Genomic DNA, 12,884 nt, shown 5'->3' with positions numbered 1-12,884 from the left:
ACTACACAAGCAAAACACCATGCCAAAACTCATACTATCCACGCCGTTAAATCTCGGCAAAAAACAAATCACAGAACTCAGCTTTCGCGACTACACCACCGCCGAAGATTATCTGTCCTTCGACCAGCGCGGCGGCGTGGCGCAGCGGATTGCGTTGATTGCGTCGTTGACCGGCACCGACGAAGCGTTGATCAAGCAGCTGCGCGGGCCGGATTATGTGCGGGCGGAGCAGATCGCCAGCGACATGCTCGAGGCGGATGCGGCGGTGGCGGCGCAAACAGCCGAAAAAAAGTCATCAGAATCCTCACCGCTGTCGGATTAGTCGCGCGCGGCCTGCATCAGCCGCTGCCGGTCATTAAAGCCCTGCCGTTGGTCGAGTTGTTTATGTGGGCCAAGATGGCGGCGGCTATGGAGGGGCGGAAGTTTGATTAGCCCCTGGTTCCCACGGTCCGCCGTGGGAACCCATACCGGCACTAAAGCACGCTATGCATTCCCACGCGGGAGCGTGGGAACGAGTAAATACACACTCACCCCGGCCCTCTCCCAAGGGGAGACTATATCCCTGGAAACATTTCCAGCCTGATCATATCTGCTTTATCCCCGTAAACTCCGGTTACATCCCGTATCCGGAGTTTTTTTATGTCCAATCAAGTCCCTGTCGAGTTACGCATCAAGGTATCGGACGCCGGGGCATCTTCGGCGATCGACAAGGTTGCCAAACACGTCGAAAAGATCACCCGAGATACTGAACAGCGGGTCAACCAATCCAACAACAAGCAGCGCCAAAGCTACGAGCGCCTATCCTTGGCTCGCGAGCAGTTGGGCATGCGATCTGAAAGCAAAATCCGCGAAGAAATGCGGAAAACCGTCAACGCTTACCAAGAACTTAGAAAATCCGGCACCGCAAGCCAAGATGAACTCACCCGCGCCGCCGAAAAGACCCGGCAAAAGATCACCCGACTGACCAATGAAATGGGCAAGCTGACGGCCGAGCAGCAAAAAGCCGCCAAGGCCGCCAAGGATTTTGAAACGGCGCAGGGGCGGATCAGAGCCGGCGTGGCGGTGGGCGCGGGTGTCGCGGCTGCCGGTTACGCGTTGAAAGCGCCGGTGATGACGGCGATGAGTTTCGACGAGCGTCTGGCCAGCATGGCCAATACCGCCTTTCCGGAACGTAACGCATCCGGTCGGCTGCAAGGCGCTAAGGAATTGGAAGCCGTCATTAACCGTTCTGTCGATCTGAAACAAGGGGGTGGTGGCACGCGGGACCAGGCCGCCGAGGCGCTGGATGCGTTAATTGCCAAGGGTACGTTGTCCCGCGAGCAATCGCTGGCGTTCTTGCCGACGGTGATGCGCACGGCGTATGGATCGTCGGCGGCGCCGGTCGATATCGCCAATCTGGCCAGTGCATTGGTAGGACAAAACGTCGTCGGCAACGAGCGCGATTTAAAGCGGGCGCTGAACATGATCACTGCATCCGGCCAGGCCGGTGGCTTTGAGATCAAGGATATGGCGCGAGCTTTGCCAGGCCAATTGGCGGTCGGCAAAACCGCCGGTCTGGTTGGATTGCCAGGGCTACAAAAAATCTTGACCATGAACCAGGCCGCCATCATGACCGCCGGCGATACTTCGACGGCTGGTAACAATGTGCTCAACCTGCTGACCAAGTTGTCGTCCAACGATACCGCAAAGGATTTTGACAAGGCCGGCGGCGGCGATTTGAACAAGTTTCTGATCGATCAACGCATCAAAGGTATCAATGCCGTCGACGCTTGGCTAAACCTGATCGACAAGATATCCGCGCGCGATCCGAAAATGAAAGCGGCGCTGGCCAAGCTGAATGCGGCCGGCAATAAAACCGACCAGCAAGCGGCTATCGAATCGATTTCGCAGTTGGCTGAAGGCGGCGTCATTGGTCGTTTTTTTCAGGACATGCAAGCACGTGGTGCGCTATTTGGGATGCGCAATAAAGCGCTGACGGATCGGGTAGGCGGTTTTATTAGCCGAAACGATACCGAAACAGGGGCCAACGACATCAACTACCAAACCATGGCCGGCACTGGCGCGGCGACCCTGCGGAATGCCGAGCAAGAAGCGGCGATTCGGCAAAAAGAGGCGATGGACAAGCTGATACCGACGATTACCAAAGCGGCGGAAATGTTTGTCGATTTGTCGCAAAAGTACCCGAGTTTAAGTGCCGCCGTGGTCGGCGCTACGCCGCCGATTATTGCCTTGGGCACGGCGGCGGGTGTTTCTGCATGGGCGATGGGCGGCGGGAAGTTTTCTCGGCCGCTAATCAGCGCTACCGGCCAGGTCATTAAAGGTGGAGCCGCCGCTGGCTTGTATGGGGCTGGGGCCATGGTAGGCGATATGGCGCTGGATGCCGTGACAGAGAAAGATTCGGCTATCAATCGCTATGGTAAAGCTGCAATGAATGGAGCGGCATACGGCGCGGTGGCCGGGAACCTAATACCCATTCCCGGTGTTGGAGCTGGTATTGGTGCGCTGGCCGGTGGCGGCATCGGGTTATTGTATGAGGGCGTTGGCGACATGTTGAAATATGACGCCGCCCGTGCGCCGCAGAAAGTTGATGCCCATTTAACACTAGATGTGGCTCCGGGACTTGTGGTTAAGCGCAAGGAAACCGGCAATATGTCCACCACGATCAACCAAAGCAACACCGGCAACATCCGCACCGGCGCACCAGGATCACCCTAATGAGTTACCAAGACCGCTGGCAAACCGCCCAATTCCGCGACCTCGAGTTTTTGACCGACAGCCACGACGCTAAAGGCGGCCGCCGCCTGGCGGTGCATGAGTTTCCCGGCGCGGAGTGGCCGGTGGTGGAGGATTTGGGCGGTCAGGCTAATGGCTGGACGCTGAACGCCTATTTTATCGGCGCGAATTACGACACCGCGTGCGATGCGCTGATTGCCGAATTGATCAAGCCCGGCGCGGAGTGGCTGATTCATCCGTGGCTGGGCCGGTTGTGGGTGCGCGCCCGCAGTTGGAGCCGGCGCGAAACCCATCAGGAGCAAGGCTTTTGTACGCTGGCGATTGAGTTTGTGCCGGGGGGCGAGCCGCCGCCGGTCGCAGAGCCGGATAAGGTGGATGCCGCCGCTGCGGCGATCGAGGGTTTTGCCGACGCGGCCGAGGCGGATTTCGATTTGTTGGCCATGAGCGCCGATGGCTTGAATGCGTTTGTCTCGACTGTGCAAGGCGGTCTGGAAATGGTCAGGCAGGCTATTTCGTTTGCCGCACTGCCGTTGAGCTGGGCGCAGCAGGCGTTGAATTTGGTCAGCGGGTTTAAGGGTGATGTCGGCAGTCTGGCGGCGACGCCTGACCGCTATGCCGCCACCTTGCGCAGCCTGACCCATGCCGTCGGCCTGGGTGATATCCAGGGCAACACCAGCGCCGATGCGGGGGGTATCTCGCTTTCCGCTAGCGACCGGCCGCGCTGGGTGTCTCGCTTGACCGCTTTGTCCAGCCGTCCCGTGTATGTCGTGACCGGCGTGGCGGCCACCGATAGCGCGGTGCGTGGCAATCTGGCCCGTGAACAGGCCTTGCAAAGCCGGCTGTTTTTAGCGACCGCCATGCAGGCGACGCTGGTGGACTTTGCCGCCGAGGCCGACCGGGACGCTGCGCTACAGTCTATTGACGCGGCTTACGATGCGTTGCTGCCGGCCTTGCCCGATGCGGTGTTTCAGGCGGCGATTTCGGCGCGAGCCGCGTTGATGGACGCGGTGATGGCGCAAGACCTCAAGCCGCAGCAGATCCGCGACATCGTATCGCCGTTGCCGTCCACGGTTTTGGCGCATCGCATGCAGATCGATGAGGCTGTGTTGATTGCCCGCAATGGCGTGCGGCATCCGCTGTTCGTGCGGGGGCGTGTGTATGGTTGAGATTAAATTCAATGGTCAGCGCTATGCGTACTGGCAGCAGGTGCATATCTCCGCGTCGGTGGATGATCTGGCCGCCTCGGTGACGTTGGCGGTGACCCGGCCCGGTACTGGCCAGCGTTTGGGGGTGGATGCCAATACCGTGATCGAGGTGTTGATTGAAGGCACGGTGGTGACGACGATCCGCCCGGATTCGATTCGCCGGCATGTGGACGCAAACAGCCATAGCATCGACATCGAGGCGCGCTCGTTGGGCCGGGAGCTGATCGATTGCCAGTATTCGCAAACCCTGTCCGGCTTGAGTTTGGATGAGATTGTAAAGCGGCTTTGCAGTACGTTTAACGTGCCTGTGCAAGTGACGGCAAAAGCGGCCGTGGTGCCGGACTTTAGTTTGCAATGCGAATCGCCGGCCAATGCCTTGATCAATGCGGCCCGTGCGGCCAATTTATTGTTGTACGCCACGCCGGACGGCGGTTTGCTGTTGACGGAACCGAGCAGCGCAGCGCCGGTGGCTACGCTGGTGTATGGCGAGCATATCGAGAGTTACACGGTGGTGGATGAATACAAGCTACGCTATTCCGATTATTTGGTGAAGGGGTATGACTACCGGAATGACTTGGCTTTGAAAGGCGCGGTGAAGGATAGCGGTATCACGTTTTTTCGCCCGCTGCATATCATGGCCGACAAAACCGGCCAGGGTGTGGGCGGTTGCGACCGGCGCGCTACCACGGAGCGCAATCGGCGTCAGGCACGGGCCAATCGGATTGATTTGGAGGTGGTCGGCTGGACGCATGCCGGCGGCGTGTGGGATATCAATAGTCAGGTGCGGGTGATCATCCCTGATGAAGACATAGACGGTGTGTATCTGATCGGCGATCGCGCGTTTACCCTGGATGATCAGCGCGGCAGCATGACCCGATTGAGCGTGATGAAGCGTGAGGCATTCCTGGGCGATCCGGCGCCGGGCAAAGCCAAGAGAGGTGCTAAACATAAGGCTAAAAGCCAGGACGAGAGGCTGATTTATGCAACAGATTTGGAATAGGCTGCAGTTGCTGTTTGCGCATGGCGTGGCAACGCTGATTGGCCAGGAAAAACTGCAGGCCAGGATACTGGATGGCGAGGTGCTGAACAATCTGGCCAGGGTGGAACCTTACGGCTTCAGTTACCGGCCCAAACCCGGCGCGCAGGCTTATTTGCTGTTTCCGTCCGGCGACCGCTCTTATGGCGTGGCGATCGTGATTGGCGACAAGCGTTATCAGTTGGAGCTGGTCGAAGGGGAAGTGGCATTGCATGACGATATTGGACATGTGGTGAAGTTAGGCCGCAACGGCATAGCGATCGATGGTGGGGGGCATGACGTGACAATCGCGAATGCACCTAATGTGTTAATACCAGACGGTGACGTCATCGTCGGCAATATCTCCGTCCTGCATCATTTGCATAAAAACGTACAACCCGGTAGTGGCAATTCCGGCGAGCCGGTGTGAGGTATTCATGTTGAAACTGGTCCAAATCGATAACGGCGTGTTCGACCTGGTGTTTGACGACCCGGCGCTGAACGATGCCGAGGCGGCGATTCAAACCCTGGTGTATGCGGTGCTGTTCACCGACCAGGAAGCGCCGGACAGTCGGGTGCCGGATCGTTACGAGCGGCGCGGCTGGTGGGCCGATCCGGCTGCCGGTACCGGCATTTGGCATGTGCGCCGGCAGCCTTTGAGTCAATCGGCCCGGCGCGAGGCTATTTTTAGGGTGGAGCAAGCCTTGATCGATCATGGTCTGTCTGATGTTTCGGTCACGGAGGACCCGGCCGGCGCGGGAAACGTTTCCGGCGTGTTCCTGCGTATCAGTGGTTTGCATAATGGCCGCACCTTTACTCTGAGTGTGCCGTTGTGACCGATTACGTTCGCCCCCGTTATGCCGAGCTGAAAACCCGCATCGAAACCGACTTGGCTGCTGTGCCGGCGGTGTTGCGCGGGCCTTTGTCGGCCGCCTGGGCGCGGGCCTGCCACGGCCAGCATGGTTATCTGGAGTGGATCGATAAGCAATGCTCGCCGTTGACCTGCGAGCTGGAGCGTTTATATGACTGGGCGGCGCTGTATGGCGTGGACCGGTTATCCGCCACCCAAGCCACCGGCAATGTGCTGGCGACCGGCACTATCGGTACCGCGCTATTGGCCGATACCGTGCTGCGCGGTCAAAACGGCCTGGATTACACGGTATTGGCGGCGGTGACGCTGGGCGCGGGTTCCACGCCGGTGGCGGTGCGCTGCAACACGGCCGGCAGCGCCGGCAACCTGATTGCTGGCCAAACCTTGACGCTGGTCGATCCGGTGCCCGGTGTTGCCAGTACCTTGACGGTTGACGGCGCTGGCCTGACTGGCGGCGCGGAAATTGAAACCCTGGAAGCCTGGCGGGCGCGGGTGACCGACGAGTGGCGCACGATGGTGACGCGCGGCGCGCGCTCCGGCAAGCCAGACGACTACCGGTTTTGGGCTAAAACCGCGCATCCCTCCGTGACGACCGCGCTGGTGCAGCCGCAAGTGTTGGGCATGGGCACGGTGATCGTGCGGCCGATCTGTAACACATTGACCGACCGGCAGCCAACGCCTGCGGTATTGGCTGCCGTCATCGCCTTTTTACTGGATATTGCCCCGGCAACGGCCGATTGGAGTGTTGTCGCTCCGATCGTGCATGCCGTAACGGTGTCGATCGATCTATTTCCCGGCTACGACACGGTTGATAACCGCAACGCGATTGCCGCGGCCCTTTCGGCGCTGGTGTTGGCCGAATCCAGCGAGACGTCATTGCTGGCCTTGGCCGAGATCGATGCCGCGATCGCCACGGTGACTACCCAATATACCCGCATCGCGCCGGTGGCCGATATCGCCATTGGTGCTGGCGAAGTGTTCGTACTGCAACCTGTGGTTTGGGTCTGATGAAGATAGTCACGCATTCGGTGGCGGATTTTGCCGACGTACAAAAAGAGCTACTGCCGCCTGGCGCCGCCTGGGATTGGCCGGCTGGCGGTTTGGGCCGTGATCTGTTGTTAGGCATGGCGGCTGAGCTGGCCCGCGTCGAGGCCGCCACTCAAGCGGTGTTGGATAACGCTATCGAAACCCACCGCCCCAAGATCAGCAGCTGGCACATCAGCGAGTATCGCAGGGTGGCGAGTGAGGCGCTGGCCGGCGTAACAGAGGCCATGCCGCGCAAGATGTTCGGCGTCGGCAGTCACGTTGGCGACAGGTTGTGGAGCGCCAATGGTCCGGCTACGACGTTTCCGGTCGATTTGGTGCGGGTCGATCATTTGCTGACTCGGCCGTTGAGAGCCGGCAGCCGGGTTGGGGACCGCTGTTGGAGCCATCGCGGCCGCTACATTCTGCGGGTGCGTTATTACCGGTCGGTGGCCGATCCAAAGGTTTTATGGGATGCGCTGGCCGATTTCAAGCAAGCGCACGTTTATTTATGGTTTGAGGACATCACCGGCAGCGGTGGAGAGGTGAGTTATGCGTAAGATCAGTGGCGCCGGCCACGTGTTGAATCAGTTTGTCACCGAGGATGCCGCCACGAATCGGCCGCCGACCGAAGTGACGGACATTTGGCTTAACGACGTGCAAAACGAGTTGGCGGCGGCGGCTCAGAAAGATGGGGCGGCGCTGGGTGAGTCGGATCATCAGTTGGCGGATGTGCTGGGGGCCAGGATTCGGCATTTTGCTACTGGCGAGGCCTTGCCTAACGCGAATATCGGCCCAATCTGGCATGACGACTATAACTCCATCATGATCTGGCAGGCGTTTACCGCCAATGGGGCGGCTTATACCGGCTATGCCAGTGTGTTGGTGGGTAATCTGTTGCTGGACACCCAGCCGACCCCGCGCGCGGGCTACATCAAGTCTGGTGTCGCTAATTTGAGCCGCACGGCCTATGCCGCCTTGCGCGGTTGGGCGATGCATAACGGCATCATGGTAGCCGAAGGCACCTGGGCAGCCGGCACGATTGCCGTTAAAGACAATGCGGACGGGACGACGTTCACGGCGTTTGATGTAAGAGGCGAGTTTCCGAGGTTTTTGGATGATGGGCGCGGGGTTGATTCAGGTCGGGCTATCGGATCGTGGCAGAGTGGCACCCAGTCAACATTTGATGCGGTTTCGGATAGCACTATGGCGGGTATATCTAGCAATTCAAGTGGTCGTGCAGGTATTGGATTAGATGCGTATCCAGAATATACATCCGGCACATATATACACACAATTGGCGGGGCAACAAACAGTGCTGCTGTGACTGGGTCTCTAGGTACGACTAGGCCGCGAAACATTGCTCTACTCGCCTGCATCAAATATTGAGATTAACCATGCAAATCTATCACTACCATCCTGTAACCCACGAAGTTACAGCAACCGGCGTGGCCGACGCATCGCCACTAGAGCCTGGTGTTTTTTTAGTACCGGCCAATGCCACCACCATTCAACCGCCGTCGGTTTACGCAAATCAAGCCGCAGTTTTTAACGGCTCGGCCTGGGAGGTTGTGCCGGATCATCGCAGCGCGGTTTACTACCTCGCAGACGGGTCCGAGCATCGTATCGAGGAACTGGGTTTGGCGCCGCCCGAGCATGCGTTGTTTACGCAGCCGTTTGCCTTGGATGGTTTGCTGTCCGCAATCGACCGTGAGCGCAATCGCCGCTGGCGTGCGGGCGTGCCGGTCACGATTGGCGGGCAACAAAAATGGTTTCACTCAGACGAGTTCTCTCTGGTGCAGCATTTGGGGCTTAAGGATAAAGCGCGCGATCTGTTGGCGGCGGGCGGTGCTTTGTCCGATAACCTGACCATTGGCGGTCTGCCCGTGGTTTGGTCGACCATGGACGGGACACAAGTAACGATTACGGCTCAAGTCGCGTTCGATTTGGTAGAGGCCGCCGGCTTTCAGCAAGCGGCGATATTCGCGGCGGCTGAAACCCATCGGGCCGGTGCTTTGGCTAGTGCTACACCGGAAACCTACGATTATTTGCAGGATTGGCCGCTTGTCTTCGGCGAAGCGATCAATCCTTAATGTTTAGACGGTGCGACTTGTCCGGGTGTTGTCGCACCCGAACAAGCCACCTTTCGCAGGGTGAGCTGCTTCAGGCCTTGGCACCGTGCTGTGCACACAGCTAGCTAAGCCTAGACCAAAGTGGCTTTTTATGGAAACGATACGTTGCGGTCATTGCGACCGAAAACTAGCCGAGGCGCAATATTTGCGCCTGGCAATCAAATGTTCCCGCTGTGGAACGCTCAACGATTTGAAGGCCGTCGAGCCTCTAACCCGCGCGCCGCGAGCGCCTGATGAGAATTGCGATGGTCAAACCAATTATTCCGTGGATCGGCGGTAAGCGCCGCTTGGCTAAACACATACTGCCGTTGTTTCCGGCTCACGGCTGTTATGTCGAGCCTTTCGCTGGCGGTGCCGCGCTGTTCTTTATGAAGGATCGCGCCGACGTCGAGGTTTTAAATGACATCAATGGTGATTTGGTGAACCTTTACAGGGTCGTCAAACACCATTTGGAGGAGTTTGTCCGGCAATTTAAATGGGCGTTGGTGAGTCGGCAGATTTACGAATGGCTTAAGCAATCGCCGGGTGAACCCTTGACCGATATTCAGCGCGCCGCGCGGTTTTATTATCTGCAGAAAATGGCTTTCGGCGGCAAGGTGGCCAATCAGACCTTTGGCACGGCCACGACCAGTCCGCCCAGGTTGAATCTGCTGCGAATAGAGGAGGAATTGTCGGCGGCGCATTTGCGGTTATCGCGGGTGTTTATAGAGCATGTTGCCTGGGATGATTGTATCCGTCGCTATGATCGACCGCATACCCTGTTTTACATGGACCCACCTTATTGGGGCACGGAGGGTTATGGGGTCGGCTTTGGTCTTGATCAGTACGGCAAGATGGCCGAGCTGGCCGTGTCGATCAAAGGCAAGATGATCGTGTCGGTGAACGATATTCCGGAAATGCGGCAGGCGTTTGATGGGTTGTTTATCGAGTCTGTTGGTATTGATTACACCGTTGGCGGTGGTGAAAAAAGAAAACCGTCGCGCGAGTTGATAATCAGAAATTTTGAGTGAATATTGCGCGTCCTGAATTCAAGCCATTTATGCGTTTATTCCCCGTCCTGAATTCAAACGCATTTTGTCCTGAATTCAAACGCGCTTTACTCCGATCGAGGTAATTCCCACCTGTATCGTCGAAAGAAAGCGGGTGGGTTGCTCCGCGAGCTCCAATGCCTTGGACGCGCCATGGTTGCCGCGTTCGCCCATTTGTTGCAAGCGAACCTTGCGGGACGAGACGATGGCCATTTCCGACATCGCAAATACGCCGTTCAGGGCAATCAACAATAAAATCAAGCCAAGTTCAAAAGACATGCAATAACCGCTCTTCGCCAAAATAAAATTCAAAGCCACGTAGATACGCACCGCGTACCTTCTGGTCTTTGCCACCATGATGGTCTTCTAAAGGCACGCGATGCGTACATCTTGTTCGTTTTGCCCCGGTAGAAATAACTTTCATTTGCCGGGGTGATGCCCAGCCTTCATGGGCGTTAGGTTCAATGCCCCAAACTGTCCCTAACCGTCAACCGCGTCGCTTTCATGGCCGGCCAGTAGGAGGCCAGGAAGGCCAGCACCAAGACGATTCCCAGCCAGTAAAACACCGCCTTAAGGTCAAAGGCAAAATCCAATGCCATGCCCAGCATGGTCTTGCCCAACTGCCTGGCCACTGGCTCCGCAGCCAGATAAGCCAAAGGCACGCTCAGCGACCAGGCCATGATGCCGTGCAGCATGCCTTCCAGCAAAAACAAGCGAAACACCGCGCCGGACGGCGCGCCAATCGCGCGCAGCACGCCGATTTCGCGGGTGCGCTGCAATACGTTGATCGCCAGTACCCCGGATAGGCCTATACCGCCGACCGCCGCAATCATGCAGGCCAACCCGAGCAAGGTGCCCAGCACCGGGTTGAATTGATTGCGGGCGAACTGGCGCTGCTGCCATTTGCTCTGGGTGGTGTAAACGTCCAGTTGCATGGCATGGTCTTGAAAGGCTTGTTTCAACTGCCGCAGATAATCGGTTTCCTCGGCCAAATCGGCTACCGCCGCGTCCAGCAAGACGAATGAAGCCGCGTCCTTGCGCCTGGTGATGTCGCGCAAGGTTTCCAGCGGCGCATAGACCGGCTCGACCGTAAAATTACTGCCGGCCAGCCAGCGGTAGATACCGACCACCCGCCAGCTTTGTTTGACCGGCCCCATGGCCATATCCAGGCTGTCGCCGACCTGGATGCCATTCAGCACGGCGGTATCGGCGCTCAAGACCAACACGTGTTGTCCGGCGTCTTCGGTTTGCAGCCAGCGGCCGGCTTCGATCAACGGTTGGTACAGCGTGGACGCCGCCGGCAAGGCCAGCAATTGCGCGCCGAGACTCCCCTGTTGCCTTAGCGCTGCGCCGTTTTTGGACAATTCCATCGGCATGCGCTGCCAGAATTCCAGCGACCGGGTCGCCGGCAACGAGCGCACGATGTCGCTGACTTTTTGTTCGGGCTGATCCTGCACGAAGCCCAGTCTGACCGAAAAGCGGCTTCTGGCCATTTCGTTGTCCAGCGTCAGGTTCAGCGAGGCCATCAAACTGCTCAGCACCAAAAACGTGAGGCCGGCGATGATCAACACGCCTTGGGTCAGCAGCAACCGGGCCTTGCGCCGAAACAGATTGCCCAGCGCGGCGGCCTGCAAGGTTGGCAACAAGCGCTCGCCCAGCCATTCGATGATGCGATCGAAGCGGCTGTAACCAAAATCCGCGCCCAGCCCGTAACTGGCGATAGCGACCCGCACCGTCATCGCTGCGCCGCGCCAAACCGGCCCCAAGGCCGCCAATAGCGGCACCAGCAGGCCGCCGAGCAACATATACAGCACGGCGCGCGGCGAAAAATCGAATCCGCCGCAGGCGATATTGAACAGGCCCAGCAAATGGCAGGAACTGTAATAAGCCGCCAGCAGCGCCAGCGGTGCGGCCAATAGGATGGCCAGCAAGGCCAACAGCCCGGTTTCGCTCAAATACAACATGGCAATGGTCAAGGACGAACCGCCCAGGGCCTTCATGACGCCAATCTGATCGGTTTGCTGGGTGATATGGGCCGAGACGGTATTCATGATCAATACGCTGGCCAATGCCAAGGCCGCCAGCGCCATGATTTGCAACACCTGGTTGACGCCCGCCAGAAACGGCCGTCCCCAGTGTTTTTCCGGGTCTTGCAGCAAGGTGGCGTTGACGGCAATACCATTGTCGCCGAGCAATGCGCGAATGTTGGTTGCTACGGCGCGCGCCGCCTCCGCGCTATAAGGCTCCTTGACCCGCACCAGCAATTGGCGAAAACTGTGAGCCGGCACAACGAAGCTGGCGGCCGTGGCCATGTCGGTAAAGAAATGCACCTGGCCACCGAATTTGGGCGGCTTGACGAAGGGATGACGAAGCACGCCCGTAACAGGCAGGGTTTTATTGCCGCCGGCGGTCTGGAATTCGATGGCGTCACCGATCCCCAGGCCGGCAAAAGTCGCGGACAGGTTCTCGATGGCCAGATGATCACGCGCCGGCCACTCGCCCTTATGCAGCGCGGTTTTATCGAAACGCTGGTTCGCATAATCCGGGCGCACGATCAAGGTCGCCAAGTGCCATTCGGCCTCGCCGGGACGGCGAAACTGCACCGTCAGTTGCGTCAGGGTATCGACGCCTGCCACACCGGGCAGGGATTCGATGGCCATCAACAGCTTCAAATCGGCATCGGTACGGAGCATCAGATTGATATGCGAAGGCGCCGACTGTCTGTGCGCAGCGTCCATTTTGCCGAGTTGCAGATCGATCATGCCAAACAGGGTGCCAACGCAAAACACACCGGCGGCGATGCTGATCACGGCCAACAAACTGCGGGATTTGGAGACCCACAAATCGGCCCTGACTTTATGCCAAAGGGTATGCACA

The 12,884-nt window shown here is 58.4% G+C and carries 14 protein-coding genes; 12 read left to right on the top strand and 2 right to left on the bottom strand.

Annotation, left to right across the window (positions count from 1 at the left end):
* The first annotated feature begins 19 nt into the window (after positions 1-19).
* From NM686_RS02855 to NM686_RS02805, 12 genes are all read left to right on the top strand, one after another.
* Entirely contained in the window at positions 20-322 is a 303-nt protein-coding gene (locus NM686_RS02855; protein WP_269021840.1) for a phage tail assembly protein, read from the top strand.
* A 317-nt stretch (positions 323-639) separates the two neighbouring features.
* Positions 640-2,715, top strand: a complete 2,076-nt coding sequence (locus NM686_RS02850; protein WP_255190478.1) for a phage tail tape measure protein — start codon at positions 640-642, stop codon at positions 2,713-2,715.
* On the top strand, positions 2,715-3,899 hold the full coding sequence (locus NM686_RS02845) for a DNA circularization N-terminal domain-containing protein (protein WP_269022317.1): 1,185 nt from the start codon (positions 2,715-2,717) through the stop codon (positions 3,897-3,899). The genes NM686_RS02850 and NM686_RS02845 overlap by 1 nt, the downstream gene beginning before the upstream one ends.
* Complete coding sequence (locus NM686_RS02840; RefSeq protein WP_255190476.1) at positions 3,892-4,938, top strand: phage baseplate assembly protein; 1,047 nt, start codon at positions 3,892-3,894, stop codon at positions 4,936-4,938. Before NM686_RS02845 ends, NM686_RS02840 begins: the two co-directional genes overlap by 8 nt.
* A complete protein-coding gene (locus NM686_RS02835; RefSeq protein ID WP_255188560.1) occupies positions 4,919-5,383 on the top strand; it encodes a phage baseplate assembly protein domain-containing protein in 465 nt (154 codons plus the stop codon). Before NM686_RS02840 ends, NM686_RS02835 begins: the two co-directional genes overlap by 20 nt.
* 7 nt (positions 5,384-5,390) lie before the next feature.
* On the top strand, positions 5,391-5,789 hold the full coding sequence (locus tag NM686_RS02830) for a phage GP46 family protein (RefSeq protein ID WP_255188559.1): 399 nt from the start codon (positions 5,391-5,393) through the stop codon (positions 5,787-5,789).
* Entirely contained in the window at positions 5,786-6,832 is a 1,047-nt protein-coding gene (locus NM686_RS02825) for a baseplate J/gp47 family protein (protein ID WP_255190428.1), read from the top strand. The genes NM686_RS02830 and NM686_RS02825 overlap by 4 nt, the downstream gene beginning before the upstream one ends.
* Positions 6,832-7,407, top strand: a complete 576-nt coding sequence (locus tag NM686_RS02820; RefSeq protein WP_255188557.1) for a hypothetical protein — start codon at positions 6,832-6,834, stop codon at positions 7,405-7,407. Before NM686_RS02825 ends, NM686_RS02820 begins: the two co-directional genes overlap by 1 nt.
* The gene (locus tag NM686_RS02815; protein ID WP_255188556.1) at positions 7,400-8,236 is read left to right on the top strand and encodes a hypothetical protein; all 837 of its coding nucleotides are present in this window, start codon (positions 7,400-7,402) and stop codon (positions 8,234-8,236) included. The genes NM686_RS02820 and NM686_RS02815 overlap by 8 nt, the downstream gene beginning before the upstream one ends.
* Before the next feature lie 8 nt (positions 8,237-8,244).
* A complete protein-coding gene (locus NM686_RS02810; protein WP_255188555.1) occupies positions 8,245-8,940 on the top strand; it encodes a DUF4376 domain-containing protein in 696 nt (231 codons plus the stop codon).
* A gap of 130 nt (positions 8,941-9,070) precedes the next feature.
* Positions 9,071-9,259, top strand: coding sequence for a Com family DNA-binding transcriptional regulator (locus NM686_RS21750; RefSeq protein ID WP_407942360.1), 189 nt, complete (start codon positions 9,071-9,073; stop codon positions 9,257-9,259).
* Complete coding sequence (locus NM686_RS02805; RefSeq protein ID WP_255188554.1) at positions 9,225-9,989, top strand: DNA adenine methylase; 765 nt, start codon at positions 9,225-9,227, stop codon at positions 9,987-9,989. Before NM686_RS21750 ends, NM686_RS02805 begins: the two co-directional genes overlap by 35 nt.
* Positions 9,990-10,064: 75 nt before the next feature.
* Here NM686_RS02805 and NM686_RS02800 read toward each other — a convergent pair whose 3' ends face one another.
* Positions 10,065-10,286, bottom strand: coding sequence for a CNNM domain-containing protein (locus NM686_RS02800; RefSeq protein WP_255190425.1), 222 nt, complete (start codon positions 10,284-10,286; stop codon positions 10,065-10,067).
* Positions 10,287-10,468: 182 nt separating this feature from the next.
* Positions 10,469-12,883, bottom strand: coding sequence for an ABC transporter permease (locus NM686_RS02795; protein ID WP_255190424.1), 2,415 nt, complete (start codon positions 12,881-12,883; stop codon positions 10,469-10,471).
* Position 12,884: the final 1 nt, after the last annotated feature.

The sequence above is a fragment of the Methylomonas rapida genome (assembly GCF_024360925.2).
In the GTDB taxonomy this organism is placed as follows: Bacteria; Pseudomonadota; Gammaproteobacteria; order Methylococcales; family Methylomonadaceae; genus Methylomonas; species Methylomonas rapida.
Note: the sequence above shows the minus strand (reverse complement) of the source record. Positions and strands in the feature narration are given on the sequence as shown.

Bases quoted from the DNA above. Each gene is read 5' to 3' on its own strand.
- NM686_RS02810 (WP_255188555.1), top strand. From the start codon at position 8,245: ATGCAAATCTATCACTACCATCCTGTAACCCACGAAGTTACAGCAACC.
- NM686_RS02800 (WP_255190425.1), bottom strand. From the start codon at position 10,286: ATGTCTTTTGAACTTGGCTTGATTTTATTGTTGATTGCCCTGAACGGC.
- NM686_RS02835 (WP_255188560.1), top strand. From the start codon at position 4,919: ATGCAACAGATTTGGAATAGGCTGCAGTTGCTGTTTGCGCATGGCGTG.
- NM686_RS02805 (WP_255188554.1), top strand. From the start codon at position 9,225: ATGGTCAAACCAATTATTCCGTGGATCGGCGGTAAGCGCCGCTTGGCT.
- NM686_RS02855 (WP_269021840.1), top strand. From the start codon at position 20: ATGCCAAAACTCATACTATCCACGCCGTTAAATCTCGGCAAAAAACAA.
- NM686_RS21750 (WP_407942360.1), top strand. From the start codon at position 9,071: ATGGAAACGATACGTTGCGGTCATTGCGACCGAAAACTAGCCGAGGCG.
- NM686_RS02830 (WP_255188559.1), top strand. From the start codon at position 5,391: ATGTTGAAACTGGTCCAAATCGATAACGGCGTGTTCGACCTGGTGTTT.
- NM686_RS02820 (WP_255188557.1), top strand. From the start codon at position 6,832: ATGAAGATAGTCACGCATTCGGTGGCGGATTTTGCCGACGTACAAAAA.
- NM686_RS02850 (WP_255190478.1), top strand. From the start codon at position 640: ATGTCCAATCAAGTCCCTGTCGAGTTACGCATCAAGGTATCGGACGCC.
- NM686_RS02845 (WP_269022317.1), top strand. From the start codon at position 2,715: ATGAGTTACCAAGACCGCTGGCAAACCGCCCAATTCCGCGACCTCGAG.
- NM686_RS02840 (WP_255190476.1), top strand. From the start codon at position 3,892: ATGGTTGAGATTAAATTCAATGGTCAGCGCTATGCGTACTGGCAGCAG.
- NM686_RS02815 (WP_255188556.1), top strand. From the start codon at position 7,400: ATGCGTAAGATCAGTGGCGCCGGCCACGTGTTGAATCAGTTTGTCACC.